The organism is Kaistia nematophila (genome assembly GCF_026343855.1).
GTDB lineage: Bacteria > Pseudomonadota > Alphaproteobacteria > Rhizobiales > Kaistiaceae > Kaistia > Kaistia nematophila.
The window spans coordinates 13,439-37,475 of record NZ_JAPKNK010000016.1; the positions used below are offsets into that span (position 1 = coordinate 13,439).

A 24,037-nucleotide genomic window follows, 5' to 3' on the forward strand; every position below is an offset into this window, starting at 1 on the left:
GCGCGGCGCGACCGGGGATGCGATCAACGCAGACGGGAGAGAACGAGCGGAAGAAACCGCCGATCGGGAGGACTGCATGTCGACGAAACTCTTTGACCTGACGGGCCGTGTCGCGCTCGTCACCGGCTCTAGCCGCGGCATCGGCTTCGCCATCGCGCGCGGGCTGGCAGAGGCCGGCGCCACCGTCGTGCTCAACGGCCGCGACGCCGCCACGCTCGAACCGGCAGCGGCCGAACTGCGCGCCGCCGGCCTCAACGCCTCGACCGCGGTCTTCGACGTCTGCGATCCCGGCGCCGTCGCGAACGCCGTGGAGGCCATCGAGCGCGACGTCGGCCCGATCGACATCCTCGTCAACAATGCCGGCATGCAGAAGCGGCTGCCGCTGGAGGATTTCACGCTGGAGCAGTGGCGCGAGGTGCTGGCGACCAACGTCGATGCCGCCTTCCTCGTCGGCCAGGCGGTGGCGCGCAAGATGATCCCGCGCCGGCGCGGCAAGATCATCAACATCTGTTCGGTGACGAGCGAACTCGGCCGCGCGACCATCACGCCCTATTCGACCTCGAAGGGCGCCATCAAGATGATGACCAAGAGCATGTGTGCGGAATGGGCCAAGCACGGCATCAACGTCAACGGCATCGGTCCGGGCTGGTTCAAGACCGAGCTGAACCGGGCGCTGGTCGAAAGCGAGAGCTTCAACGCCTGGCTGGCGCAGCGCGCGCCGATGGGGCGATGGGGCGACACGCCGGAGCTCGCCGGGGCCGCCGTCTTCCTCGCCTCCGACGCGTCAAGCTACGTCAACGGCCACATCCTCTATGTCGACGGCGGCGTGACGGCGGTGGTCTAGAACGACGGCTAGCCTCGAGGAACATGCAAGGCCCTCACCCTACCTCTCCCGCGAGCGGGAGAGGGTCTGGCCGGTAGCCTTCATCGACGGGGAGCCCAAGGCCGCACGCACCGACGAACTCCCTCTCCCGCGAGCGGGAGAGGGTTGGGGTGAGGGTCTGCTTCCGAACACGCCCCGCCCTTCGCCTCTCCCATGAGAGAGGTCGGCTCGAAGAGCCGGGTGAGGGGTTGGAGCCCATCCGGTGAGGACGCATCCCCTCACCCGCCGGCTTGCGGCCGTCGACCTCTCCCCATGGGAGAGGTAAAACTCCCTCACCCCTCGTAGCGCGATTCCATCAGGTCGAGCTCGCGCACCAGCTTGCGGGCCGTCTCGCTGCCGATCTTGCGGGTGCGCAGCAGGCGGTAGATCGTCATCCGCTCGGCCTTGAGCGCCGCGATACGCAGGCGCGCCTCGATCGCCTCGATCTGGCGCGCCAGGGCCGGGTCGTCACCGACGCGCGACTGCGCCTCGATGCGGGCGCGGTAGAGATCCATGATCCGTGCCGCGGCGGCGACATAGATGTCCGCATCCGGCTTGCCCTCGCCGAGCTCATGCTGGACCCGCTCGACCTCGGCGATGGCGGCTTCGGCGGCGGCCGTCCGCGCCCGGTCCTCCTCGGCGCGCTGGGTGGTGTTGGTCTCCAGCTGCAGGCCGTGCAGCAGCAGCGGCAGGCCGATGCTGGCAGCGACGAGCGACAGGATGATCACGCCCATCGCCAGGAAGATGGCGAGGTCGCGGGCGGGAAACGGCGATCCGTCATAGAGGAACAGCGGCAGTGTCAGCACGCCGGCGAGCGTGATGGCGCCGCGCACGCCGGCGAGCGACATCGCCGCCACGAAGCGCCAGCTCGGCCGCTGGATGACGACGCCGCGCCGGCGCGCCCGCAGTAGAGCAAGGCTGAGCGACACCCAGGCCCAGACGAAGCGGAGCACCGCCAGCGCCAGGTTGATCGCCAGCACATAGATCAGCAGCCAGCCCGGTTCGTGATGGCCGGTGAGCCGGACCGTCTCGGCGGCACTGCGCAGGATCGCCGGCAATTGCTCGCCGAGCAGCACGAAGATGATGCCGTTGGCGGCGAACTGGATCATGTCCCAGACGGTGCTGCGGCGAACCCGCGTCGTCGCCATCGCCTGGCCGGAGGTTTCGCTGAGGCCCATGGTGAGGCCGGCGGAAACCGCCGCGAGGATGCCCGAACATTCGAGGCGCTCGGCCAGGAGATAGGCGGCGAACGGGATCAGCAGGCTGACCAGGATCTGCGATCCCGCGTCCTCGCCATAATGGCGCGCGACCCAGTTCTTGGCGGCGTTGATGACCCAGGTCACGACGAAGCCGACGCCGAGGCCGCCGACCGCCAGCCAGATGAAGTTCAGCGTCGCGTCATAGATCGAGAAGGTGCCGGTCAGCGCGGCGGCGATGGCGAAGCGCAGGCAGACCAGGCCAGACGCGTCGTTCAGCAGCGATTCCCCTTCGAGGATGTGCATCATCCGCTTCGGGATCGGCACGCGCGACGCGATGGCCGAGACGGCGATCGGGTCGGTCGGCGAGATCACGGCGGCCAGCGCGAAGGCGACGGCGAGCGGCATGGCCGGAACCATGTAGTTGATCAGCAAGCCGACACCGAGCACGGTGAAGACGACGAGGCCGAGCGCCAAAGCCAGGATCGGCCTGGCGTCGCGTACCAGTTCCTCCTTCGGGATGCGCCAGCCATCGAGGAACAGCAGCGGCGGCAGGAACAGCAGGAAGAAGATATCCGGATTGAGCGTGACGCGGAAATCGGCGACCAGGCCGATGGCGCCGCCAAGCGCGATCTGCAGCAGCGGACGCGGGATCGGCAATCGCAGCATGCGCGACAGGAACTCGCTGACCACCACGGCAAGCAGGAGCACGAGAACGATCGTGATAGTGTCCACTGGCCCGCAGGTCCTGGATTTCGGTAGAACGGTAGCGTGCGCGCGACGCGCGGTCCGACGCCTAAGGACAGCGGCAGTTCGACTTTTTCGCGACCATCCGCGCCGGATCGGCCAAGCGTGCAGAACAATTCGAACCGGCGACGCGCTTCAGGCATAGTGAGCCGCTTTCGCGGCAGGAGGAACCGTCCGATGCTCTACGCCATCCTTTGCTACCACTCCGAGGAAATCGTCACCGGCTGGACCAAGGAGGAGGACGACGCCGTCATGGCCCGTCTGCACGGCGTGCACGAGAAACTCGCCCGCAACGGACAGCTCGGCCCGACGGCGCGGCTCAGGCCGACCGAGGCGGCGACGACGCTGCTGAAGAACTCGGGACGGGTCATAGACGGCCCCTATGCCGAGACCAAGGAACAACTGCTCGGCTTCTACATCATCGATGTCGCCGACCGCGAGGCGGCGCTCGACGTGGCGCGCGACCTCACCCGCGCCAATCCCGGCGGCGCCTACGAACTGCGCCCGATCTCGCTGTTCCTGCCGGGCACGCTGCCGGAAGCGGCCGAGACCGTCTGAGACGCATCCGCCCAACAGGACCGCCAAGATGACCACCGACTGGAATCTCGTCCGCGCCATGCTGAACGCGGCGATCGACACCTGCGAGCGGATCGAGGCGACCGGCTTTGCGCCGTCCGACCGCGAAGCCACCCTCGACATCCGCGGCCAGGAGGTCAGCGTGCACGACTTCCTCGTCAGCGCCTGGACGCTGCCGGAGACCATCCGCTACCAGATCATCCGCGACCGGCACGACGCCGGCGCGGACCGGCCCTATGTGCCGGAGACGGCGCGCATCCTTGTCGCCATGGCCGGGGCCGGGGCCGAGTTGATCGGCGGCGCGGAGGCCCGGCCGGCCGAGGCCGACATTCGCCGGATGATCGACTGGTATCGCGACGACGCCGCGCCCGGCATCGAGGCGGCGATCGCCGCCGGTCGCGACGCCGCGCGCTGATCCGCGCGGCGCGCCGCGTTCAGTTCTTCAGCCGGTAGCCGGTCCGGAAGATCCAGGTGATGATCCCCAGGCAGACGACGAGAAAAACCAGCGTCATGCCGAGGCTGATGCCGATATTGACGTCGGCGGTGCCGAAGAAGCTCCAGCGGAAGCCGCTGACCAGGTAGACGACGGGATTGAACAGGGCGACCGTCTGCCAGGCCGGCGGCAGCATCGAGATCGAATAGAAGCTGCCGCCAAGGAAGGTCAGCGGCGTCACGATCAGGAGCGGCACCAGCTGCAGCTTCTCGAAGCCGTCGGCCCAGATGCCGATGATGAAGCCGAACAGGCTGAAGGTCACCGCCGTCAGCACCAGGAAGGCGAACATCCAGAACGGATGCTGGATCTCGATCGGCACGAACAGCCCGGCTGTCGCCAGGATGATCAGCGCCAGGATGATCGACTTGGTCGCCGCCGCGCCGACATAGCCGACGACGATCTCGAACGGCGCGACGGGCGCCGACAGCACCTCGTAGACGGTGCCGGTGAATTTCGGAAAATAGATGCCGAACGAGGCGTTGGAGATGCTCTGCGTCAGCAGCGACAGCATGATCAGCCCCGGCACGATGAACGAGCCGAAGCCGACGCCGTCGATCTCCTGCATGCGCGAGCCGATCGCCGCGCCGAAAACGATGAAGTAGAGCGAGGTGGAAAGGACCGGCGCGACGATGCTCTGCAGCACGGTGCGGCCGGCGCGCGCCATCTCGAACAGATAGATCGCGCGCATCGCATAGACGTTCATGACCGCTCACTCACCAGGCTGACGAAGATCTCTTCCAGCGAGCGCTGGCTCGTCTGCAGATCCTTGAAATGGATGCCGGCCCTGCCGAGCGCGCCGAGCACGTCGGCGATGCCCTTCTGCTCGGCGTCGGCGTCGTAGCTGTAGACGAGCTCGTTGCCGCCATCGGCGAGCGCCAGGCCATAAGCGTCGAGGCCGCCCGGGACGTTGGCGAGCGGCTCCTGCAATTGCAGCGTCAGCTGCTTCTTGCCGAGCTTGCGCATCAATTCGGCCTTTTCCTCGACCAGGATGATCTGGCCGCGATGGATGACGCCGATGCGGTCGGCCATCTCCTCGGCTTCCTCGATGTAATGGGTGGTCAGGATGATGGTGACGCCGCTTTCGCGCAGCTGCCGCACCACCTCCCACATGTCGCGCCGAAGCTCGACATCGACGCCGGCGGTCGGCTCGTCGAGGAACAGGATCTCGGGCTCGTGCGACAGCGCCTTGGCGATCATCACGCGGCGCTTCATGCCGCCGGAGAGCGTGCGCAGGCGCGAGTCCTTCTTGTCCCAGAGCGACAGCTCGCGCAGGATCTTTTCGACCAGCGCCGGGTTCGGCGGCTTGCCGAACAGGCCGCGGCTGAAACTGACGGTCGCCCAGACGGTCTCGAACGCGTCGGTCGTCAGTTCCTGCGGCACCAGGCCGATGCGCGAACGGGCGGCGCGATATTCGGTGACGACGTTATGGCCGTCGGCGAGCACGGTGCCCGTCGACGGATTGACGAGGCCGCAGATGATGCTGATCAGCGTCGTCTTGCCGGCGCCGTTCGGCCCGAGCAGCGCGAAGATCTCGCCACGGCGGATTTCGAGCGTCACGTCCTTCAGCGCCTCGAAGCCTGACGCGTAGACCTTCGAGAGATTCGCTACGGAAATAATGTTCTGCATGACGCCGATGATAGCCGAGGCGGACGGCTTTTCGGCGGGAATTATGCAACATCGCACCCAAATCTCAGGGAGCGGCGACATCCTTGGCCGGGCGGCGCTTCGGATATTCGTGCCGGGGCGGCAGCCAGTGATGCAGCGAGGCGACGCCGACGAGGCCGATGCTGCCGCCGAGCACGACGCCGAGCAGCGTGCCTCCCTGGATGGTGGAGGTGGCGGCGAGGATGGGAATGGCGCCGGCCGGCGGATGGGTAATGCGCAGCATCGACATCAGCGCGATGGCGATGCCGACACCGGCGGCCGCCGCGACCCAGGCGCCCGGAAAGACCGTCAGGGCCAGCAGCGTCACCAGCGTGGCGACGAGATAGCCGCCGATCACGTTCGCCGGCTGGGCCAGCGGGCTGTGCGGCTGGCCGAACAGCAGCACCGCCGATGCGCCAAACGGCGCGATCAGGAACGGCTCATGCGTCAGCGTCGCCGCCGCGCCGACCGCACCGATGCCGATGGCGCCGCCCAGGCCCGATTTCAGATGCGTCAGCGTGTTGCCGACGCGCGCTTCATGGCGATGGACGAAATGATGGAGACGACGGGGCATGGCGCTGCCGGAAACAGGAGAAAGCGGACGCCCAGCGAAAAGGGCTTGCCCTTTTACGCGAGCCGCGGCGCAAAAACGAGCAACCACGATCTAGAAAAGCACCGAAACGCGAAAAGCGCCCATCGCAGCCGATGATCACCGCGCCGGGCCACACCGGGTTCAGATGCCCGAAAGATTCTGGAAAGCAGAACCGCCTAAAATTGCCTCAGGCGGCGGCATCTTTCCGTCCGGCCGCGCCCGAGGGCGAGATCCCGATCCATTCACCGAAACGACCATGCGCTGGCGCCTGATCCGCATTCTCTTCCTGATTTATGTGGCTTGGGCCATCTTCGCCTTGCTGCTCGTGCCGCTGAGCTCGTTCGGCATCGTCGCCGAAAACCCGCTTGCCGCCGTGCTCGGCCTGGTGTTGGGCCTGCCCTGGAGCGTCCTGCTGACCTGGTGGATCGACAGCTCCAGCCCGATCCTCAACTTCCTGCTGCTCGCCCTGGCGCTGGCGATCAATGGCGGCATCCTGCGCTACCTGTCGCGGCGGCCCCGCCGGGTCGAGCCGGATGACGAGGACGAGGAAGACCACGACGCCGACGAAGAGGACGACGAGCATCCGGAGGATCCCGACTGGGACCCCGACCACGATCCGGAATTCGATGACGAGGACGAAGACGACGACTGGCACGAGGAACGGCACAGGCCGGAAGCCCCGCGCCGGCCGCGCCGCTAGAACCCGGCCTGGCGAGACAGGCGGGCGTCTCCGCCGACACATGCCCCCCGACACCTGCCACCGGAAACGCCTCACCTACCCCTCGGGAGCGCGGAAGCCCGTCACTCGACCGAAGACCCGGACGCACGATCCGGGCGAGCTATCAAAGCAAGTCGCGTGCCACGGTTAGCTAAAGCTGTTTGGTTGCGTCTTCTTCACGCGAACCGGTGTCCGCTTCGCTCGAAAACGCTCAGAAGGCGAGCTGGACCTTCATCGACCGGCGCCGGTCGCCGGCGGTCTCGAACGCCTCCCGCGCCTCCTCGATGCCGAAGCTGCCGGTGAGCAGCGGCCGGAGGTCGACCTTGCGCTCATCGATCAGCCGGACCGCGAGCGCGAATTCGTCGTGGAAGCGGAAGGAGCCGGTCAGCACGACCTCCTTCGCGACCACGACATTCTGCGGCAGCGACAGCTCGCCGCCGAGCCCGACCTGGACGATGGTGCCGCGCGGCTGGACGACGTCGAGGCCGGAGCGCAGCGCCTGCTGGTTGCCGGAGCATTCGAACATCACGCCAACGCTCCCCTTGTCGACGGCAAGCGCCGCCAGCGCCTCAGGCTCGCGCGCCGTGTTGATGGTGCGGTCGGCGCCCAATTCGCGGGCAAAGGCGAGCGGCTCGTCGACGACGTCGGTGACGATGATCTCGGCCGCGCCGTGGAAGCGGGCCGCCGCCACCACCAGCGCGCCGATCGGACCGGAGCCGGTGACCAGCACGCGCTGGCCGAGCAGCGAAGGCGCGCGCGACAGAGCATGCAGCGTCACGGCGAAGGGCTCGGCCATCGCCAGCTCAGCGACCGAAGCCTTGTCGCCCTTCTCGCACTGCGAGGCCATGCAGACGAGCTCCTGCCGGAACGCGCCCTGGATATGCGGCATCGGCATGGCGCTGCCATAGAAACGCATGTTCAGGCACTGGTTCGGCAGGCCCTGGTAGCAATAGCGGCAGGCGCGGCAGGGACGGGAGGGATTGACGGCGACGCGGTCGCCCGGTTTGACGCGGGTGACGTCGGGCGCGACGGCGGCGACCGTGCCGGCGACCTCGTGGCCGAGGATCATCGGCTCGCGCAGCTTCACCGTGCCGAAACCGCCATGCTGGTAATAGTGCAGGTCCGATCCGCAGATGCCGCCGGCCTCGATGCGGACGGTGACTTCGCCCGGCCCTATCGCCCCGGTTTCCCGCTCCTCGACCCTAAGATCGCGGGCGGCGTGAATGACGACGGCGCGCATCGGCTTCTCTCCCTGTCGAATTTTTTGTTATCGATATCAGGAACGCCGCCAAGCGCAAGCCGGGCGGCGCCCGGCCAGTTGGCCGGCGTCTTGACAGCAACGCTGTTATCGATCCCACTCGCCGCAGCAAAAAATCCGCCACGGGGAGTGAAAGCGTGAACCTGTTTGACCTTTCGGGCCGACTGGCCCTCGTCACCGGCGCCAGCAAGGGCATCGGTTTCGCCGTCGCCGAGGCGCTCGCCTCCGCCGGCGCGCGCATCGTCCTCAATGCCCGCGACGAGGCCCGGCTGGAGCAGGCGCGCGCCACCCTCGCCGCTAAGGGCTACGAGGTCCACGCCGCCGCCTTCGACGTCACCGACCCCGACGCGGTGACCGCCGGCATCGAGGCGATCGAGACCGACATCGGCCCGATCGACATCCTCGTCAACAATGCCGGCATGCAGCACCGCACGCCCTTGCAGGACTTCCCGCTCGAGGCCTGGCGCAAGATCACCGCGACCAACATCGACAGCGTCTATCTCGTCGGCCAGGCGGTCGGCCGCCGCATGATCCCGCGCGGCCGCGGCAAGATCATCAATATCGGCTCGGTGCAGAGCGAACTGGCGCGGCCGGGAATTGCGCCCTACACGGCCACCAAGGGGGCGGTGAAGATGCTGACCAAGGGCATGGCGACCGACTGGGCCCGCTACGGCATCCAGGTCAACGGCATCGGCCCCGGCTATTTCAAGACAGAGCTGAACGCCGCGCTGGTCGCCGACGAGACCTTCTCGGCCTGGCTCGCCAACCGTACGCCGGCCGGACGCTGGGGCGACGTCAAGGAACTGGCGGGCGCGGCGATCTTCCTCGCTTCCGACGCGTCGAGCTTCGTCAACGGCCACATCCTCTATGTCGATGGCGGCATCACCGCCAGCCTCTAGGCCAGGCCGCGAACGCGCCCCCCCCTCGCGCTTGAAACGAAGCATCGCGGTCGTTTCGACGCCCGCGATGCTCTCAATGCACGCCTCCCGTGCAATGCCGCAGCGGGAGACAGCCTTGACACCCGCCATTCTGTTATCGATAACAATAGCAACCGGACAAAGAGCCGGATCGGGAACGAAACGCGGTGCCGTCCGCATCCGGGAGGATGAACATGGCAGACGGAGGGGTCCTCCGCTTCGACGATGTCGCCAAGGCATTTGGCGGCACGCGGGCGCTGAAGGGCGTGAGCTTCGAGGTGGCGCGCGGCGAGGTCGTGGCGCTGCTCGGCGAAAACGGCGCCGGCAAATCGACGCTGATCAAGATCCTGGGCGGCATTTTCCGCGCCGACAGCGGCCATGTCACCATTGGCGGCGAGCCCTATCGCCATCGCGCCCATGCGCGCGGCGAGCGCCAGAAGGTCGCTTTCATCCATCAGGATCTCGGCCTCGTCGAATGGATGACGGTAGCCGAGAACATGGGGCTCGCGCAGGGCTTTTCCGGCAGCCGCCTGATCGACTGGAAGGCGACAGAGCAGCGCGCCGCGACGGCGCTGGAACTGGTTGGCTGCGATATCGATCCGACCACCCGCGTCCATGCGCTGAGCCGCACGGAGAAATCGCTCGTCGCGATCGCCCGCGCGCTCGTTGTCGACTGCGACTTCCTCGTCCTCGACGAGCCGACCGCCAGCCTTCCCGCCGACGAAGTCGAGCGCCTGTTCGAGGCCGTCCGCCGCCTGCGGGCGCGCGGCGTCGGCATGATCTACGTCTCCCATCGGCTCGATGAGATCTTCCGCATCGCCGACCGCGTCGTCGTCATGCGCGACGGCCTCAAGGTCGGCGAGAAGCCGGTTTCCGAGACGACGCCGGACGAACTCATCAGCCTGATCGTCGGCTCGACGACGCTGGAGCTGTTCAAGAAGGGCGAGCTCGGCTCGGGCGCGGTGCGCGTCGCCGTCCGCGATCTGGAGACGCCCTCCGCCGGCCCCGTCAGCTTCGATATCCGCCAGGGCGAGCTGCTCGGCCTCGTCGGCCTGCGCGGCGCCGGCCAGGAGGAGATCGGCCGCGCCCTGTTCGGCGCCGCCCAGCATCGGGGCTCGATCCTCATCGACGGCGAAGCGCCGGACCTCGCCTCACCGCGCGCCGCGCTCAGATCCGGCATCGGGCTGGTGGCGCGCGACCGCACGGAAGAATCTGTCGCCTTCTCGCTCTCCGTCCGCGAAAACGCCTTCCTCAACCCGGCCGCCATCGGCCGCGGCCTGCTCTCCTACCTGTCGCCGCGCGCCGAAGCGCGCCAGGCCGTCGAGCTCGGCGCCTCGGTCGGCCTGCGCCCCAACGATCCCGACCTGCCGATCGAAGGCCTTTCCGGCGGCAACCAGCAGAAGGTCGTCGTCGGCCGCTGGCTCGCCACCAACCGCCGGCTGCTGATCGCCGAGGACCCGACCGCCGGCGTCGATGTCGGCGCCAAGGCCGAGATCTACCGGCTGATCGCGCAGGCGCTGGAGAAGGGCCTCGCCGTCGTCGTCGTCTCGACGGACTTCGAGGAGATCGCCCATATCTGCCACCGGGCGCTCGTCTTCAACCGCGGCCGGATCATCGCCGAACTCTCCGGCCCTGCCCTCACCACCGAATCCGTGATCACAGCGGCCTCCGCGTCGGAAGCAGCCTAGAACCCTCTGTTTAGTCGCGTTTTCTTCCCGCGAACCGGGACCCGCTTCGCTCGAAAACGCCCCAGGAAACCGCGCCCATGTCCATGAACTCCGTCCGCTCCGACGCGCTGGAACCGACCCGCAGCGAACTGAAGAACGCCTCGTTCGGCGAGCGGCTGCGCCGGCGCATCCCGGTCTACGGCCTGCCGATCCTGCTGGTCGCGCTGATCATCCTGTTCTCGCTGATCCTGCCGCAAACCTTCCCGACCATGCTCAACGTGCGGTCGATCATCTCCGACAAGGCGATCATCGCGCTGCTCTCGCTCGCCGCGATGATCCCGATGGCGGCCGGCAAGATCGACCTGACCGTCGGCTACGGCATCGTGCTCTGGCACATCCTGGCGATCAGCCTGCAGACCATGGCCGGCATTCCCTGGCCCTTCGCCGTGCTGATCGTGATTATTCTCGGCGCCTGCGTCGGCTTCCTGAACGGCCTGCTGGTCGAGGTCGCCCGCATCGATAGCTTCATCGCCACGCTCGGCACCGGAACCGTCCTCTACGCCCTCGCGCTCTGGCACACGGGCGGCCGCCAGGTGGTGGCGCAACTGCCGCAAGGCTTCCTGGCTTTGAACGGCACCATGGTCTTCGGCCTGCCGATCACCGGCTACTACGTGATCGCGCTCGCCATCGTCATGTGGCTGATCCTCGAGCACCTGCCGGTCGGCCGCTATCTCTACGCGATCGGCGCCAACCCGAAGGCGGCGGCGCTGAACGGCATTCCGGTCCAGCGCTACACCATGGGCGCCTTCATCGCGTCGGGCGCGCTCACCGCCGTCGCGGGCGTGCTGCTCGCCTCGAAGCTCCGCATCGGCCAGGCCAGCGTCGGCCTCGAATACCTGCTGCCGGCGCTGGTCGGCGCCTTCCTGGGCTCGACGACGATCAAGCCCGGCCGCGTCAATGTCTGGGGCACGCTCGCCGGCGTCGCGATCCTCGCCGTCGGCATCGCCGGCATCCAGCAGTTCGGCGGCTCGTTCTGGGTCGAACCGATGTTCAACGGCGTCACCCTGCTGATCGCCATCGGCATCGCCGGCTATGCCCAGCGCCGCCGCGGCACCAACAACAAGCCATTCAAAAAGACGGGCGCTTAAGAACCCCGTCGCAACCCGGAGGGAAGTTCATGAAGTCACGTAACCTGCTGCTTGCGGCCGCCAGCGCCGTCGCGATGATGGCGATCCCGATCGTCGCCCATGCCGACGCCTTCGTCGACGAAGCCAAGGCCATCGTCGCCAAGGCCTCCGGCCGCGCCGACAAGTGGGACGGCCCCACCAGCGGCCCGAAGGCCGCCGGCAAGAAGACCATCGTCTATGTCGCCGGCGACATGCGCAATGGCGGCATCCTCGGCGTCTCGCAGGGCGCCAAGGAAGCGGCCGCCGCCATCGGCTGGGACTATCGCGAGATCGACGGCCAGGGCACGGTTTCCGGCCAGGCCACGGCGCTCTCGCAGGCGATCGCGCTGAAGCCGGACGCCATCATCGTCGGCGGCAGCGACGCGGTCGAGCAGAAGGCCGCCCTCGAGGGCGCCGCCAAGGAAGGCATCCTGATGGTGGGCTGGCACTCCGGCCCGGTCGCCGGCCCGCTCGAAGGCACGCCGATCTTCGCCAACGTCACCACCGACGCGATGGAAGTCGCCAAGGTCGCGGCGATGAAGGCGGTTGCCGATTCCGACGGCAAGGCCGGCGTCGTCGTCTTCGCCGACTCGACCTACGCGATCGCCATCGCCAAGGGCCGCGCGATGGAAGAGTGGATCAAGAAGTGCGCCGGCTGCACGGTCGTCTCCTTCCAGGATACGCCGCTCGCCGACGTCTCGACCCGCATTCCGCAGCTGACGACGACGCTGCTGCAGCAGAACGGCGCCAAGTGGACCCATTCGCTGGCGATCAACGACCTCTATTACGACTTCATGCCGCCGGCGCTGCAGGCGGCCGGCATCGCCGGCAACGGCGATCCGCAGAACATCTCGGCCGGCGACGGCTCGGAATCGGCCTTCCAGCGCATCCGCGCCGGCGACCATCAGGCCGCGACCGTGCCGGAGCCCCTCACCATGCAGGGTTGGCAGCTGATCGACGAGCTGAACCGCGCCTTCGCCGGCGAGAAGTGGTCGGGCTACGTCCCGGGCGTCCATCTGGTCACCCCTGATAACATCGCCTTCGACGGCGGCCCGAAGAACGTCTTCGACCCCGACAACGGCTATCGCGCCGAATACAAGAAGATCTGGGGCGTCAACTAAGCCCGGAGCGCTGCCGGCGGCCGCCTCGCGCGGCCGCCGGATTGCTTGAAACAGCCGGCCGCATCGAACGACGGACCAGCGCCCGCCAGGGCGCCTGTCCCGCCGCAAGCAAGCGCGCGCCCATGGCACCTTGTCGCGGCCTCCGGCGAACCGGCCCGTGGCGCTGGCGCCCGGCCGGGGCGTGGGCTAACGACGGCGCTTCGCCGATCCGGTATCGCCGGACCCGGCCATGACAGCATCTCACACGGCGCGGCCCCTGCCGCGCCCGACCTGGACAAGGACGATGGCGACCGATCCCCCCGGAAGAACGCCAAAGAGCCAGCCCACCATGGCCGACGTCGCCGAGCGCGCCGGCGTCTCGACCATGACCGTATCGCGCGCCCTGAGGAAGGGCGGCCCGATCTCGGACGAGACGCGGCGCCGGATCATGGCGGCGATCGACGAGCTTGGCTACGTCCTCGACCAGACGGCCGGCACGCTGTCGTCGAAGCGCTCCGGCTTCGTCGCGACGCTGATCCCTTCGATCAACAATTCCAACTTCTCCGACACGGTGCGGGGCATCGGCGAGGCAATCGAGGGCAGCGGCCTGCAGCTCCTGCTCGGCCGCACCGACTATCTCGTCGAGAACGAGGAAACCCTGCTCGAATCCATGCTGACGCGCCGGCCGGAGGGCATCATCCTGACCGGCGGCTCGCACACCCCGCGCTCGCGCCGCCTGCTCGAGACGGTCGGCATCCCGGTCGTCGAAACCTGGGACCTGCCGCTGGAGCCGATCGAGCATGTCATCGGCTTCTCCAATGCGGCGGCGATCCGCGCCCTGGCGCACGACCTCCATGCGCGCGGCTACCGCAACATCGGCTTCATCGGCGGCACCACCAATCGCGACACGCGCGGCGCCGACCGTCGCCTCGGCTACAGCCAGGCGATCGCCGAGCTGGGCCTCGGGCAGGCCCGCATCATCTCGTTCGGCAGCCCGCCGATCTCGATGGAACAGGGCGGCGAGGCGATCGCGCAGTTGCTCGACCAGTGGCCCGAGGTCGACGCGGCGATCTGCGTTTCCGATCTCTCCGCCTTCGGCGCGCTGATGGAGTGCCACCGGCGCGGCATTTCGGTGCCGGGGCGGATCGCGATCGCCGGCTTCGGCGATTTCGAGGTGTCGCGCTGCAGCCATCCGCGCCTGACGACGGTTTCCGTTGATGCGGTCGAGATCGGCCGCGCGGCCGGCAGCCTGCTGCTGCGCGCCATCGAGGCGCGGCGCGTGGGCCAGATCCTTCCGCCGGAGAGGCACGAGATGCCGTTCCGGGTGGTCCAGCGCGAAAGCACGTGACCGGGCCGAAGCCCGGTCACGATCGAAGTCTCGGCGCGGCAGGCCAGCTCCAACCTCCCACACGCCACCGGACCCCAATGCCCGATCCCGGACGGATCAGTCCATGTGGAAGACTTCCGGCAGCGGGATCATCACAGGGGTGCCGTCCGGATTGGTGTCCATGATGTCGCCCATATGCGCGAACCACTTCTGCATCAGCGGCTGGGCGTTCAGCTCGTCGGCGCGGGCGCCCTCGGCGATGTGGTTGATCGCGAACAGGATGTTCGTCTCCTCATCGAGGAAGATCGTGTAGTCGCGGGCGCCATGCTGCGCGAGCAGCTCGCGCAGCTCCGGCCAGATCTCGTCGTGGCGCTTCTTGTATTCCGCCCCGCAACCGGGCCTCATCCGCATCTTGAACCCGACACGTCGCATCGCTTCCCCTCCCTTTTCCGCCTATTCGAAGATCGCGCCGGGGTTCATCCGGTTGTCGGGATCGATCGCCGACCGGATCGCCCGCAGAAGTTCCATCTGCGTCGCCGAGGCGCGCTTCTCGAAGGCGCTGCGCTTGACGCGGCCGATGCCGTGCTCGGCGCTGATCGAGCCGCCGCGACGGTCGACAATCTCGAAGATCACCGCCTCGCTCGCCTTGATCCAGGCGTGCCGCTCCGGCCCCTCCGCCATCGTGAGGGGCGGCATGACCACGAAATGCATGTTGCCGTCGCCGATATGGCCGTAAGTGAGCACGACGCCGTCTGCCACCGCCCCGGCCAGCGCCACCTCGACCTCGTCGATGCAGACTGCGACCTCGGAGATCGGCACGGAAACGTCGGTGCGAAGATAGGTGCCGTGCTTCACCTGCGCCTCGACGACGCCTTCGCGGATCGCCCAGATCTTCTGCGCCTGCGCGACGCTGGACGCGCGCACGCCGTCGAGGATCATCCCCTCCTCCAGCGCAAACTCCAGGAAGCCGCCGACCAGGGCCTCGAGATCGAGCGGCCCGCTCGAGGAGGCTTCCAGCAGCACGTAATAGGGCGCCGCCATCTCCAGCGGATTGACGAGATCGGGCATGGTGAGCGCCAGCTCGACGCTGCGGTCCGAGATCAGCTCGAAGGCCGAGAGCAGGTCAGCGAGATGGCGGCGCGCCGCCGCGAACAGGCGGATCGCCTCTGCTGCCGTCTCGACCGCCAGGAACATCGTCTCGACATGGCTCGGGCGCGGGAACAGCTTCAGCGTCGCAGCCGTGACGATGCCGAGCGTACCCTCCGAGCCGAGGAAGAGCTGCTTCAGGTCGTAGCCGGTATTGTCCTTGCGCAGCGTCTTCAGCCCGTTCCAGACGCGCCCGTCCGGCAGCACCACCTCGAGGCCCAGCACCAGGTCGCGCATCATGCCGTAGCGCAGCACGTTGATGCCGCCGGCATTGGTGGCGACATTGCCGCCGATCTGGCAGCTGCCCTTGGCGCCAAGCGACAGCGGGAACATCAGATCCTCCGCCTCGACCGCCTGGTGCAGCACCTCCAGCACGCAGCCGGCCTCGACCTCGACGCTGAAATTGAGCGGGTCGATCGCCCGGATCCGGTTCATGCGCTCCAGGCTGACGAGGACATGGCCGCCCTCGATCCGGGCCGAGGCCCCCTCGACCAGGCCGGTATGGCCGCCCTGCGGCACGACGGCGAGGCCGTTGTCGGCGCAGTAGCGCACCAGCTCGACGACCTCGTCTACATTGCGCGGCCGCGCCACGAAGGACGGATCGCCATCGGCCTCGCCGGTCCAGTCGCGGATGTAGTGGGATCCGCGATCGACGTCGCGGATCAGCATCGTCTCGTCCAGCACGGCCTCGGCCTTGCCCATCTTTGGCGTTCCTTCCAGGGGCGGCGCCGATGGGGACGACGCCGAACGTATTCATTAGTATCTGAGATATTTTAAAATTGACGAGCTGGCAATCTCTGGCGATGCTCGGGCGGTCGCGACAACGGAAAAATACCGGACGGTGAGCCCTTCCCAGCCCGATGCCCCGCGGCGCAAGGCGGGCTTGTCAATTTGGCTGACTGCACCAGCGCCGGGGTTGAGGATAAACAGGATGAGGCGCGGCGTTTGCGACGGCCGGGCTTCCGACGAAAGCGCGCTTGTGCCATGCAATTATTCAGGTGTCGAAATAGCGTGCCATGCGGGTCCATTTGTCTGAGGCGTGGTCCCGCGTCGCCATGAAGGGGAGCCGCCGCCCAATGACCGCCAGCCCTCTCGACCGGCCCAAATCCCTGACCGCGATGGCGTTCGACCGCCTGCTCGAAAGCATCACCCAGGGAGAGATCGCCTATGGCACCATGCTGAGCGAGAAGGCTGTCGCCGAGACCTTCGGCACCTCCAAGACGCCGATCCGCGAGGCCTTCTTCCAGCTGCAGTCGCTCGGCCTCGTCGAGATCCAGCCGCAGAAGGGCTGCTACGTCCCCTACCCGACCGTCGACAAGGTGCGCGAGCTCTGCGAACTGCGCATCGAGCTCGAATGCTACGCGCTGCGGCTGTCGATGGAGCGCAACCAGAAACGGTTGCTGAAGTCGATCTCGAAGACCTTCGCGCAGATGGAGGAAATGCGCGACGACTATCGCTACGAGACCTATCACAAGCTCGACCAGGACTTTCACAAGGCCTTCTTCGCCGCCTGCGGCAACACGCTGCTCGGCGACATCTATGGTTCGCTCGACCCGCGCATCCAGGCCCTGCGCGCCAACTTCTCCTCGCCCAACGAGCAGCTCTTCGCCGTCTCGCGCGACGAACATGCGGCGATCGTGCAGGCGATCGCCGACAACGACCTCGCCAGCGCGAGCCGCACGATCCACGCGCACATCACCCGCGTCCGCGACATCTATTCCGACGGCATCCAGACCCTGAAGCAGTCGGACCCGTCGCTCGCCGACCACTAGCCGCCCGCCGGAGGATACAAGGGGCTCAGGAGGTTCATGGGCAGGTCGCGCTGTCGAGCCGGGCGCTGGCATGGTATGGCGGCAGTTCCTGTCGGCTGCACGAGCCATTCATGAACCCGGATCCCAAGAGCGCGACGGATGCCAGCTTCGCCCGGCTAAGGCGGCATCTCCATTTCCTCTACCACGGCCGAGCCAGGCAGGCCCGCCTGTTCCAGGCCTGCGTCATCACCATCGATCTCCTGATCATCGCCTTCTTCATCGCGACGCCGATGATCCGCGATGCCTCCGCGTTCCTCTGGTACGACTACGCGATCGCGGTCGTGCTGGCGCTCGACCTGATCTGCCGCGGGCTCGCCGAAACCAGGATCCTGCCCTGGCTGCGGCGGCCGACGGTGATCGTCGACATCTTCATCCTGGTCACGCTTCTCTTCCCCGCCTATCTCGCCAATCTCGGCTTCCTGCGCATCCTGCGGCTCTGGTCGCTGTCGCGCAGCGGCTTTCTCTGGCGGCCGCTGACCAAGCAGCAGGTGGCCCGCTGGCGGCAGCCGCTGGAGGCGGTGCTCAACCTGGTAACGTTCCTGTTCGTCGCCAGCGGCTTCATCTACACCTTCTTCTTCCGCGCCAGCCCGGGCTTCACGGGGTATGTCGACGCGCTCTATTTCACCGTGGCGACCGTGACCACCACCGGCTTCGGCGACATCACGCTGCCCGGCCCCTGGGGCAAGCTGACCGCGATCGTCACGATGATCTGCGGCATCTCGCTGTTCGTGCGGCTCGCGCAGGCGATCGTCCGGCCCTACAAGGTGTTCTTCCCCTGCCCACGCTGCGCCCTGCAGATGCACGATCCGGACGCGGTCCACTGCAAGGCCTGCGGCGAGATCCTGGCCATTCCCGACGACGGCGAGTGACGCGCTTCCGATTGGCGACGTTCCCGTTTTGTGCTAGAGAATGCCCATGCGCACGGAAGGCCTCGTCCTGTTCGAAACGCCGATCGGCCCCTGCGGCATCAGCTGGAGCCCGCGCGGTATCACCGGCCTGCAGTTTCCCGGCGACAGCGCCGAGGCGACGCGGGCCGATCTGCAGCGCCGCTTTCCGGAGGCCGGCTCGGCCGAGACGCCGGCCTTCGTGACCGAGGCGATCGCGGCGATCGTCGCTCTGCTCGAGGGCGCGGACGACGACCTGACCAGCATCCCGCTCGATCCCGACCAAATTCCGCCCTTCAACCAGCGCATCTATGACGTGACGCGCGCCATCCCGCCCGGCCAGACGCTGACTTATGGCGAGGTGGCGGCGGCGATCGGCGAGCCGGGCGCGGCGCGCGCCGTCGGGCGGGCGCTGGGCGAAAATCCCTATCCGATCATCATTCCCTGCCACCGCGTGCTCGCCGCCGGCGGCAAGATGGGCGGCTTCTCCGGCACGGGCGGCATCGCCACCAAGCGCCGCGTCCTCGCGATCGAAAGCCGCGCCAAGCTGAACGAACTGCCGCTGTTCGGCGGTGGGCTCGAGTAAGAGCAAGGCAAGACCCTCACCCCACCCTCTCCCGCAAGCGGGCGAGGGCTTTTTGGCCTGTGCCCGTCATCAGCGCAGCCGGCGCCAGCGATCCCCCTCTCCCGCTTGCGGGAGAGGGTTGGAGTGAGGGCTGCAGGGCGCGAACCCCGTTCTCGCCCGTTAGCGCCAGCCGAATTGCGGCTTGTAGCCGAGCACCTTCTTCGCCCGGTCGATCGAGAGCAGCGTCTCGTTCGGGCCGATCGGGCGCTTGCGGGCGATGCCGGGAAACGCCTCGTCGAGCAGGGAATCATTCGACCGGCTCATGACGCCGTCCTCGTTGGCGATGACGAAGACGTCGGCGCCCTTCAAAGGCGATTCGAGCGCCAGCCGGCACGACTGCGCCGCGTCGCGCACGTCGATATAGGCCCAGAGGTTCCACTTGCGCGCGTTGATGTCGTTATCGAAGGCCGGGAACTCGCCATAGCGCTCCGGCGCAATGACGTTGGAGAAGCGCAGGCCGAAGATCTTCATCTCCGGATCCCAGCGGCAGAACTCCTTCGCCATCTCCTCGCCGAGAAACTTCGACAGCGAATAGGCCGTCTCCGGCCGTCCGCGATAGTCCTCGTCGACTGGCACGTAGGGCGGCGGCGTCTCGAACGGCAGGCCGAGCACCGTCTCGCTCGACGCCCAGACGACGTTCTTGATGCCGAGCACGCGCGCCGCCTCGAACACGTTGTAGGTCGAGATCATGTTGGTCTCGAAGATGACGTGGTTCGGCGCCAGTCCCGGCGCCGGAATGGCGGCCAGATGGATGATGCCGGTCGCCTTCTTGAAGCGGTCGTCGACGCCCGAAAAGGCCGCCAGCGCCTGGCCGTAGTCGGTCAGGTCCACCTTGCTGAACGGCACGCCCTGGCCCGGCGGCGGCAGCGCCATGTCGACCGAGGCGACCTCGTAGCCATGCTCGACTAGATCCTTCACCACCGCGCGGCCCGCGAGCCCGCTTCCACCCGTGACGATGATCATGCTTCCCTCCCACAATGTCGTTGAAAGGCCGGCAGGGCGTTCGCCAGCAGGCCCGAGATCGATGGCGGCCGAGCCGCAATGACAGCGCTAGCATAACAGCCGGCGGTGACATGGCAATGGCTTGACGGCACCCAGCCCGGGTCGGCGAGACGAGGCCGGATTGCCGGATGGGCGCATTTGCCACGAAGCCGGCGTGGGCAAAAGCAGTCTATCCAGTTCCGGCCGGTCGCGCCCCGCGGGTGGATTCTCCGCCCCGCACGCGTCATGAAGCGGCATCACCACGGATCTACGCGCCGGCCGAAGGGCCGCTCACAGGAGAGAAACGATGAACGGTCAACGCGCGCTTCTGGTGGTGGCGGGACTTGCCGGCATGCTCGGCGTGGCGATGGCCGCCGCCGGGGCGCATGTGCCGGGCGGCGAACGCCTCGGCACGGCCGGCAACATGGCCATGGCACAGGCGCCGGCCCTGCTGGCGCTCGGCTTTTTCGTGCCGGCGACGGCGCTCCTGATGTCGATCTCCGCCTGGGCCATCGCGATCGGGCTCATCGGCTTCTCCGGCGCCCTTGCCTTCCACACCCTCTCCGGCAGCGCCGCGCTTTCCTTCCTGGCGCCGATCGGCGGCACCACGATGATGTTCGGCTGGCTCGGAATCGCCGTGGCGGCGCTGCTGTCGCGCAAGCGCTAGACGCTTCGGGCTGGCCTTTCCGGCCCGTCTCGTCTATCGATGCGCCACCTCAAAAACCGTTAGAAGACCTATTCATGGACGCCCTTACCGGACTCGTCGATCGCCGCCGGACCTTCGCCATCATCTCGCACCCCGACGCGGGCAAGACGACGCTGACCGAAAAGCTGCTCTTGATGGGCGGCGCGATCCAGCTCGCCGGCGAGGTCAAGGGCAAGCGCGACCGCCGCCAGACCCGCTCGGACTGGATGGGCATCGAGCGCGAGCGCGGCATCTCCGTCGTCACCTCGGTGATGACGTTCGAATATGGCGACAGGATCTTCAACCTGCTCGACACGCCGGGCCATGAAGATTTCTCGGAAGACACCTACCGCACGCTGACCGCCGTCGATTCCGCCGTCATGGTGATCGACGCCGCCAAGGGCATCGAAGACCGCACGCGCAAGCTGTTCGAGGTCTGCCGCCTGCGCGACATCCCGATCGTCACCTTCATCAACAAGCTCGACCGCGAGACCCGCGACCCGTTCGACCTGCTCGACGAGATCGAGAAGGTGCTGGCGCTCGACACCGTGCCGATGACCTGGCCGATCGGCCGCGGCCGCGAATTCGCCGGCACCTACGACATCGTCGCCCGCACGGTCCGCCGCATCGACACCGACAATGCCGTGATCCCGGTCTCGGGCCCGAACGATCCACAGATCGACGGCCTGACGACGCCGGAAGCCGTCGCCCTCTTCCGCGAGGAGATGGAACTGATCGAGGGTGCTGGCAACGGCTTCGACATGGACAGCTTCCGCCAGGGCCATCTGACGCCGGTCTATTTCGGCTCCGCTCTACGAAATTTCGGCGTGCACGACCTGATCGACGCCATGGCCGCCTTCGCGCCCTCGCCCCGCCCGCAGCAGGCCGAGGGCCGCACCGTCGAACCGACCGAGCCGAAGATGTCGGGCTTCGTGTTCAAGATCCAGGCGAACATGGATCCGAACCATCGCGACCGCATCGCCTTCCTGCGCGTCTGCTCCGGCAAGCTGCAGCGCGGCATGAAGGCCAAGCTGGTGCGCACCGGCAAGCCGATCCCGCTGTCGAGCCCGCAGTTCTTCTTCGCGCAGGACCGCCTGCTCGCCGACGAAGCCTTCGCCGGCGACGTCGTCGGCATCCCGAACCACGGCACGCTCCGCATCGGCGACACGCTGACCGAAGGCGAGAACCTCGTCTTCCGCGGCGTGCCGAGCTTCGCCCCGGAAATCATGCGGCGCATCCGCCTGCAGGATCCGATGAAGGCGAAGAAGCTGAAGGAGGCCCTGCAGCAGATGGCCGAGGAAGGCGTCGTGCAGGTGTTCATCCCGCATGACGGATCGCCCGCGATCATCGGCGTCGTCGGCGCCCTGCAGCTCGACGTGCTGAAGGAGCGCATGCAGGTCGAATACGGCCTGCCGATCGACTTCGAGCATTCGCGCTTCTCTGTCTGCCGCTGGGTGACCTCGACCGACAAGGTCGCGCTCGAAACCTTCGTCGACCGCTACCGCTCGTCCATGGCCTCCGATCTCGACGGCGCCCCCGTCTTCATGGCGCCCTCGGCCTTCGAGCTGCGCTACGATCTCGACCGCTCGCCGGCGATCGTCGCCAGCGAGATCAAGGACTACCAGCGCGAAAAGGCCGCCTGAGCCGGGCTCGCGACCGCCAGCCCTGAATCGCCCGATGGCGCTGGGCTGGCCGCATGACGCGATCCGGCGCAATCTGTCTCCCGCGAAATCGAACGCGCGGGAGGACGGCCATGGCGGTCGACACGGCGAAGCTGAAGCAGATCTTCCTGGCGCTGCCCGAGGTGCGCGAGGGTATTACCCACGGCACGCTTTCCTTCTATCTCGGCAAGACCTTCTTCGGCCGGATGCAGGAGGATGGAACCACCTTCGCGCTGAAGATGGACTTCGACGATCGCGACATGCTGATCGCGATGGAGCCGGAGATCTTCTTCACCAACGATCATTTCAGCGGCTATGCCTATGTGCTGGTGCGCCTGCCGGCGATCGACGCCGAGCGGCTTTCACCGCTGGTCGAGAAATCCTGGCGCCAGACCGCGCCGAAACGGCTGGTCCAAGCCTTCAACGCCGACGGATAGCACGCCGGCAATCGGGGATTGCATTTCGACATTGCAATTCGTCATGGAATCGGCGGATTGCGGTGGTCAACATCCGTTCGATCGATTCCGGGCCGCGCAATCGCGGTCCCGACATTCACGGCCCCCGGCCACTCCCCCCTCGGAGGTACCCATGCGAAAAGCTGGCCTGCAGCTCGCGACATTCCTCGCTTTGGCCCTTTCGGCCGCCCCCGCCCTCGCCGCTTCCTGCAACGACGCATCCGGCTTCCCCGCCTGGCTCGACGGTTTCCGCAAGGAAGCCGCCCAGAACGGCATTTCGGCTAAGGCGATCGGCGCGCTCGACGGACTGGCCTACGCGCCCGACGTCATCGCCAAGGATCGCGCGCAGAACGTCTTCTCGCAGAGCTTCCTCGAATTCTCCGACCGCATGGTCGCCAAGTACCGGCTGCAGAAGGGCGCGCAGCTGATCAAGCAGAACGCCAAGCTGTTCGACCGGATCGAGAAGGACTACGGCGTGCCGGCCGCGGTCCTCGTCGGCTTCTGGGGCCTCGAGACCGATTTCGGCGCCAATCTCGGCAACATGCCGACGCTGCGCTCGCTGGCGACGCTGGCCTATGACTGCCGCCGTCCGCAGCTCTTCCACGACCAGCTGATGGCGGCGCTGACGGTGATCGACCGCGGCGACCTGACGGCGGCCGAGATGAAGGGCCCCTGGGCCGGCGAACTCGGCCAGGTGCAGTTCCTGGCGACGCATTACCGCGATTTCGCCGTCGACTATGACGGCGACGGCCGCCGCGACCTGATCAAGAGCGTGCCCGACGTCCTCGCCTCCGCCGCCAACCTGCTCGTGCACGAGGGCTGGCAGCGCGACCAGCCCTGGCTGACCGAGGTGCGGCTGCCGGAGAACCTCGACTGGTCGCAGGCCGACCTGCAGATCCAGCATCCGGTCTCGACCTGGAAGAAGATGGGCGTCACCGTCGCGCCGGGCTCGAAGCTTCCGGACACCGACTACAAGGCTTCGCTGCTGCTGCCGATGGGCCGCAACGGTCCGGCCTTCCTCGCCTACCAGAACTACCGGGTCTATCTCGAATGGAACCAGTCGTTCATCTATGCGACGACGGCCGCCTACTTCGCCACGAGGCTCGCCGGCGCGCCGCCGGTCGGCCGCGGCACCGATGCCAAGCAGCTCCCCTACAAGGAAGTCATCGAGCTGCAGCGGCTGCTCGCCAAGCGCGGCCATGACGTCGGCAAGGTCGACGGCATGATCGGCGCCGGCACCCGCTCGGCGGTCAAGGCGATGCAGATCGACCTCGGCATGCCGGCCGATTCCTATCCCGACGCCGCGCTGCTGCAGCGCCTGCGCGCCGGCACCTGACAACGATTGGCCGGGCGGCGACGCCCGGCCGCCTCCGGAGGCCGATGGCCGCAAGCCTCGGATTCGTCGACGATTTCCGGCGACGAGGCTTCCAGACCGCCCGGCGGTTGCACTTCCAAGCATTGCGCGATCCGAGGGAAGATAATCCGGCATCGCCCGCAAGCTTGGACCCTCATTCCTTCGATCGATC

The 24,037-nt window shown here is 67.3% G+C and carries 24 protein-coding genes; 16 read left to right on the top strand and 8 right to left on the bottom strand.

Annotated elements, in window-relative coordinates; translation table 11 throughout:
* Positions 1 to 76: 76 nt before the first annotated feature.
* Positions 77 to 844: a glucose 1-dehydrogenase gene (locus OSH07_RS23660; RefSeq protein ID WP_266341181.1), complete on the top strand. Its 768-nt coding sequence runs from the start codon at positions 77 to 79 to the stop codon at positions 842 to 844.
* Between the two features lie 311 nt (positions 845 to 1,155).
* Here OSH07_RS23660 and OSH07_RS23665 read toward each other — a convergent pair whose 3' ends face one another.
* A complete protein-coding gene (locus tag OSH07_RS23665; protein WP_266341182.1) occupies positions 1,156 to 2,793 on the bottom strand; it encodes a Na+/H+ antiporter in 1,638 nt (545 codons plus the stop codon).
* Between the two features lie 189 nt (positions 2,794 to 2,982).
* Between OSH07_RS23665 and OSH07_RS23670 the strand changes: the two genes are divergently transcribed.
* Together OSH07_RS23670 and OSH07_RS23675 are read left to right on the top strand one after the other, a co-directional pair.
* Positions 2,983 to 3,363, top strand: a complete 381-nt coding sequence (locus tag OSH07_RS23670) for a YciI family protein (RefSeq protein WP_266341183.1) — start codon at positions 2,983 to 2,985, stop codon at positions 3,361 to 3,363.
* 28 nt (positions 3,364 to 3,391) lie between these two features.
* Positions 3,392 to 3,796, top strand: a complete 405-nt coding sequence (locus OSH07_RS23675) for a hypothetical protein (RefSeq protein ID WP_266341184.1) — start codon at positions 3,392 to 3,394, stop codon at positions 3,794 to 3,796.
* Positions 3,797 to 3,815: 19 nt separating this feature from the next.
* Here the strand turns inward: OSH07_RS23675 and OSH07_RS23680 are convergent, their stop codons facing one another.
* From OSH07_RS23680 to OSH07_RS23690, 3 genes are all read right to left on the bottom strand, one after another.
* On the bottom strand, positions 3,816 to 4,577 hold the full coding sequence (locus tag OSH07_RS23680) for an ABC transporter permease (protein ID WP_266341185.1): 762 nt from the start codon (positions 4,575 to 4,577) through the stop codon (positions 3,816 to 3,818).
* Complete coding sequence (locus tag OSH07_RS23685; RefSeq protein ID WP_266341186.1) at positions 4,574 to 5,500, bottom strand: ABC transporter ATP-binding protein; 927 nt, start codon at positions 5,498 to 5,500, stop codon at positions 4,574 to 4,576. The genes OSH07_RS23680 and OSH07_RS23685 overlap by 4 nt, the downstream gene beginning before the upstream one ends.
* Positions 5,501 to 5,564: 64 nt before the next feature.
* Complete coding sequence (locus OSH07_RS23690; protein ID WP_266341187.1) at positions 5,565 to 6,092, bottom strand: HPP family protein; 528 nt, start codon at positions 6,090 to 6,092, stop codon at positions 5,565 to 5,567.
* A 274-nt stretch (positions 6,093 to 6,366) separates the two neighbouring features.
* Here OSH07_RS23690 and OSH07_RS23695 point away from each other — a divergent pair, with 274 nt between their 5' ends.
* Complete coding sequence (locus OSH07_RS23695; protein ID WP_266341188.1) at positions 6,367 to 6,810, top strand: hypothetical protein; 444 nt, start codon at positions 6,367 to 6,369, stop codon at positions 6,808 to 6,810.
* Between the two features lie 229 nt (positions 6,811 to 7,039).
* Here OSH07_RS23695 and OSH07_RS23700 read toward each other — a convergent pair whose 3' ends face one another.
* A complete protein-coding gene (locus tag OSH07_RS23700) occupies positions 7,040 to 8,068 on the bottom strand; it encodes an L-idonate 5-dehydrogenase (RefSeq protein ID WP_266341189.1) in 1,029 nt (342 codons plus the stop codon).
* Positions 8,069 to 8,223: 155 nt separating this feature from the next.
* Between OSH07_RS23700 and OSH07_RS23705 the strand changes: the two genes are divergently transcribed.
* The 5 genes from OSH07_RS23705 (at position 8,224) to OSH07_RS23725 (ending at position 14,284) form a co-directional block, all read left to right on the top strand.
* A complete protein-coding gene (locus tag OSH07_RS23705) occupies positions 8,224 to 8,985 on the top strand; it encodes an SDR family oxidoreductase (RefSeq protein ID WP_266341190.1) in 762 nt (253 codons plus the stop codon).
* Positions 8,986 to 9,197: 212 nt separating this feature from the next.
* Positions 9,198 to 10,691 carry a sugar ABC transporter ATP-binding protein gene (locus OSH07_RS23710; protein WP_266341191.1) on the top strand — a complete coding sequence of 498 codons (1,494 nt, stop codon included), beginning with the start codon at positions 9,198 to 9,200 and terminating at the stop codon, positions 10,689 to 10,691.
* An 83-nt stretch (positions 10,692 to 10,774) separates the two neighbouring features.
* Positions 10,775 to 11,818 carry an ABC transporter permease gene (locus OSH07_RS23715; RefSeq protein ID WP_266341218.1) on the top strand — a complete coding sequence of 348 codons (1,044 nt, stop codon included), beginning with the start codon at positions 10,775 to 10,777 and terminating at the stop codon, positions 11,816 to 11,818.
* A gap of 29 nt (positions 11,819 to 11,847) precedes the next feature.
* The gene (locus OSH07_RS23720; protein ID WP_266341192.1) at positions 11,848 to 12,957 is read left to right on the top strand and encodes a substrate-binding domain-containing protein; all 1,110 of its coding nucleotides are present in this window, start codon (positions 11,848 to 11,850) and stop codon (positions 12,955 to 12,957) included.
* 328 nt (positions 12,958 to 13,285) lie between these two features.
* Positions 13,286 to 14,284, top strand: a complete 999-nt coding sequence (locus OSH07_RS23725; RefSeq protein ID WP_266341193.1) for a LacI family DNA-binding transcriptional regulator — start codon at positions 13,286 to 13,288, stop codon at positions 14,282 to 14,284.
* A 96-nt stretch (positions 14,285 to 14,380) separates the two neighbouring features.
* Here OSH07_RS23725 and rhaM read toward each other — a convergent pair whose 3' ends face one another.
* On the bottom strand, positions 14,381 to 14,695 hold the full coding sequence (gene rhaM / locus OSH07_RS23730; RefSeq protein ID WP_266341194.1) for an L-rhamnose mutarotase: 315 nt from the start codon (positions 14,693 to 14,695) through the stop codon (positions 14,381 to 14,383).
* 21 nt (positions 14,696 to 14,716) lie between these two features.
* The gene (locus tag OSH07_RS23735; RefSeq protein WP_266341195.1) at positions 14,717 to 16,111 is read right to left on the bottom strand and encodes an FAD-binding oxidoreductase; all 1,395 of its coding nucleotides are present in this window, start codon (positions 16,109 to 16,111) and stop codon (positions 14,717 to 14,719) included.
* Positions 16,112 to 16,485: 374 nt separating this feature from the next.
* Here OSH07_RS23735 and OSH07_RS23740 point away from each other — a divergent pair, with 374 nt between their 5' ends.
* From OSH07_RS23740 to OSH07_RS23750, 3 genes are all read left to right on the top strand, one after another.
* A complete protein-coding gene (locus tag OSH07_RS23740; protein WP_266341196.1) occupies positions 16,486 to 17,181 on the top strand; it encodes a GntR family transcriptional regulator in 696 nt (231 codons plus the stop codon).
* A gap of 110 nt (positions 17,182 to 17,291) precedes the next feature.
* On the top strand, positions 17,292 to 18,089 hold the full coding sequence (locus OSH07_RS23745; RefSeq protein ID WP_266341197.1) for a potassium channel family protein: 798 nt from the start codon (positions 17,292 to 17,294) through the stop codon (positions 18,087 to 18,089).
* Between the two features lie 46 nt (positions 18,090 to 18,135).
* A complete protein-coding gene (locus OSH07_RS23750; RefSeq protein WP_266341198.1) occupies positions 18,136 to 18,690 on the top strand; it encodes a methylated-DNA--[protein]-cysteine S-methyltransferase in 555 nt (184 codons plus the stop codon).
* Positions 18,691 to 18,849: 159 nt separating this feature from the next.
* Here OSH07_RS23750 and OSH07_RS23755 read toward each other — a convergent pair whose 3' ends face one another.
* A complete protein-coding gene (locus OSH07_RS23755; RefSeq protein WP_266341199.1) occupies positions 18,850 to 19,692 on the bottom strand; it encodes an NAD-dependent epimerase/dehydratase family protein in 843 nt (280 codons plus the stop codon).
* A 325-nt stretch (positions 19,693 to 20,017) separates the two neighbouring features.
* Between OSH07_RS23755 and OSH07_RS23760 the strand changes: the two genes are divergently transcribed.
* From OSH07_RS23760 to OSH07_RS23775, 4 genes are all read left to right on the top strand, one after another.
* Positions 20,018 to 20,377 carry a DUF423 domain-containing protein gene (locus tag OSH07_RS23760; RefSeq protein ID WP_266341200.1) on the top strand — a complete coding sequence of 120 codons (360 nt, stop codon included), beginning with the start codon at positions 20,018 to 20,020 and terminating at the stop codon, positions 20,375 to 20,377.
* Positions 20,378 to 20,451: 74 nt separating this feature from the next.
* Positions 20,452 to 22,038, top strand: a complete 1,587-nt coding sequence (locus OSH07_RS23765) for a peptide chain release factor 3 (protein ID WP_266341201.1) — start codon at positions 20,452 to 20,454, stop codon at positions 22,036 to 22,038.
* A gap of 110 nt (positions 22,039 to 22,148) precedes the next feature.
* Positions 22,149 to 22,493 carry an MmcQ/YjbR family DNA-binding protein gene (locus tag OSH07_RS23770; RefSeq protein WP_266341202.1) on the top strand — a complete coding sequence of 115 codons (345 nt, stop codon included), beginning with the start codon at positions 22,149 to 22,151 and terminating at the stop codon, positions 22,491 to 22,493.
* A gap of 151 nt (positions 22,494 to 22,644) precedes the next feature.
* Positions 22,645 to 23,847 (top strand): lytic murein transglycosylase, encoded by a 1,203-nt coding sequence (locus OSH07_RS23775; protein ID WP_266341203.1) that lies wholly within the window; start codon positions 22,645 to 22,647, stop codon positions 23,845 to 23,847.
* Positions 23,848 to 24,037: the final 190 nt, after the last annotated feature.

Bases quoted from the DNA above. Each gene is read 5' to 3' on its own strand.
- OSH07_RS23660 (WP_266341181.1), top strand. From the start codon at position 77: ATGTCGACGAAACTCTTTGACCTGACGGGCCGTGTCGCGCTCGTCACC.
- OSH07_RS23670 (WP_266341183.1), top strand. From the start codon at position 2,983: ATGCTCTACGCCATCCTTTGCTACCACTCCGAGGAAATCGTCACCGGC.
- OSH07_RS23675 (WP_266341184.1), top strand. From the start codon at position 3,392: ATGACCACCGACTGGAATCTCGTCCGCGCCATGCTGAACGCGGCGATC.
- OSH07_RS23680 (WP_266341185.1), bottom strand. From the start codon at position 4,577: ATGAACGTCTATGCGATGCGCGCGATCTATCTGTTCGAGATGGCGCGC.
- OSH07_RS23685 (WP_266341186.1), bottom strand. From the start codon at position 5,500: ATGCAGAACATTATTTCCGTAGCGAATCTCTCGAAGGTCTACGCGTCA.
- OSH07_RS23690 (WP_266341187.1), bottom strand. From the start codon at position 6,092: ATGCCCCGTCGTCTCCATCATTTCGTCCATCGCCATGAAGCGCGCGTC.
- OSH07_RS23695 (WP_266341188.1), top strand. From the start codon at position 6,367: ATGCGCTGGCGCCTGATCCGCATTCTCTTCCTGATTTATGTGGCTTGG.
- OSH07_RS23700 (WP_266341189.1), bottom strand. From the start codon at position 8,068: ATGCGCGCCGTCGTCATTCACGCCGCCCGCGATCTTAGGGTCGAGGAG.
- OSH07_RS23710 (WP_266341191.1), top strand. From the start codon at position 9,198: ATGGCAGACGGAGGGGTCCTCCGCTTCGACGATGTCGCCAAGGCATTT.
- OSH07_RS23715 (WP_266341218.1), top strand. From the start codon at position 10,775: ATGAACTCCGTCCGCTCCGACGCGCTGGAACCGACCCGCAGCGAACTG.
- OSH07_RS23720 (WP_266341192.1), top strand. From the start codon at position 11,848: ATGAAGTCACGTAACCTGCTGCTTGCGGCCGCCAGCGCCGTCGCGATG.
- OSH07_RS23725 (WP_266341193.1), top strand. From the start codon at position 13,286: ATGGCCGACGTCGCCGAGCGCGCCGGCGTCTCGACCATGACCGTATCG.
- rhaM (WP_266341194.1), bottom strand. From the start codon at position 14,695: ATGCGACGTGTCGGGTTCAAGATGCGGATGAGGCCCGGTTGCGGGGCG.
- OSH07_RS23735 (WP_266341195.1), bottom strand. From the start codon at position 16,111: ATGGGCAAGGCCGAGGCCGTGCTGGACGAGACGATGCTGATCCGCGAC.
- OSH07_RS23740 (WP_266341196.1), top strand. From the start codon at position 16,486: ATGACCGCCAGCCCTCTCGACCGGCCCAAATCCCTGACCGCGATGGCG.
- OSH07_RS23745 (WP_266341197.1), top strand. From the start codon at position 17,292: ATGAACCCGGATCCCAAGAGCGCGACGGATGCCAGCTTCGCCCGGCTA.
- OSH07_RS23750 (WP_266341198.1), top strand. From the start codon at position 18,136: ATGCGCACGGAAGGCCTCGTCCTGTTCGAAACGCCGATCGGCCCCTGC.
- OSH07_RS23755 (WP_266341199.1), bottom strand. From the start codon at position 19,692: ATGATCATCGTCACGGGTGGAAGCGGGCTCGCGGGCCGCGCGGTGGTG.
- OSH07_RS23760 (WP_266341200.1), top strand. From the start codon at position 20,018: ATGAACGGTCAACGCGCGCTTCTGGTGGTGGCGGGACTTGCCGGCATG.
- OSH07_RS23765 (WP_266341201.1), top strand. From the start codon at position 20,452: ATGGACGCCCTTACCGGACTCGTCGATCGCCGCCGGACCTTCGCCATC.
- OSH07_RS23770 (WP_266341202.1), top strand. From the start codon at position 22,149: ATGGCGGTCGACACGGCGAAGCTGAAGCAGATCTTCCTGGCGCTGCCC.
- OSH07_RS23775 (WP_266341203.1), top strand. From the start codon at position 22,645: ATGCGAAAAGCTGGCCTGCAGCTCGCGACATTCCTCGCTTTGGCCCTT.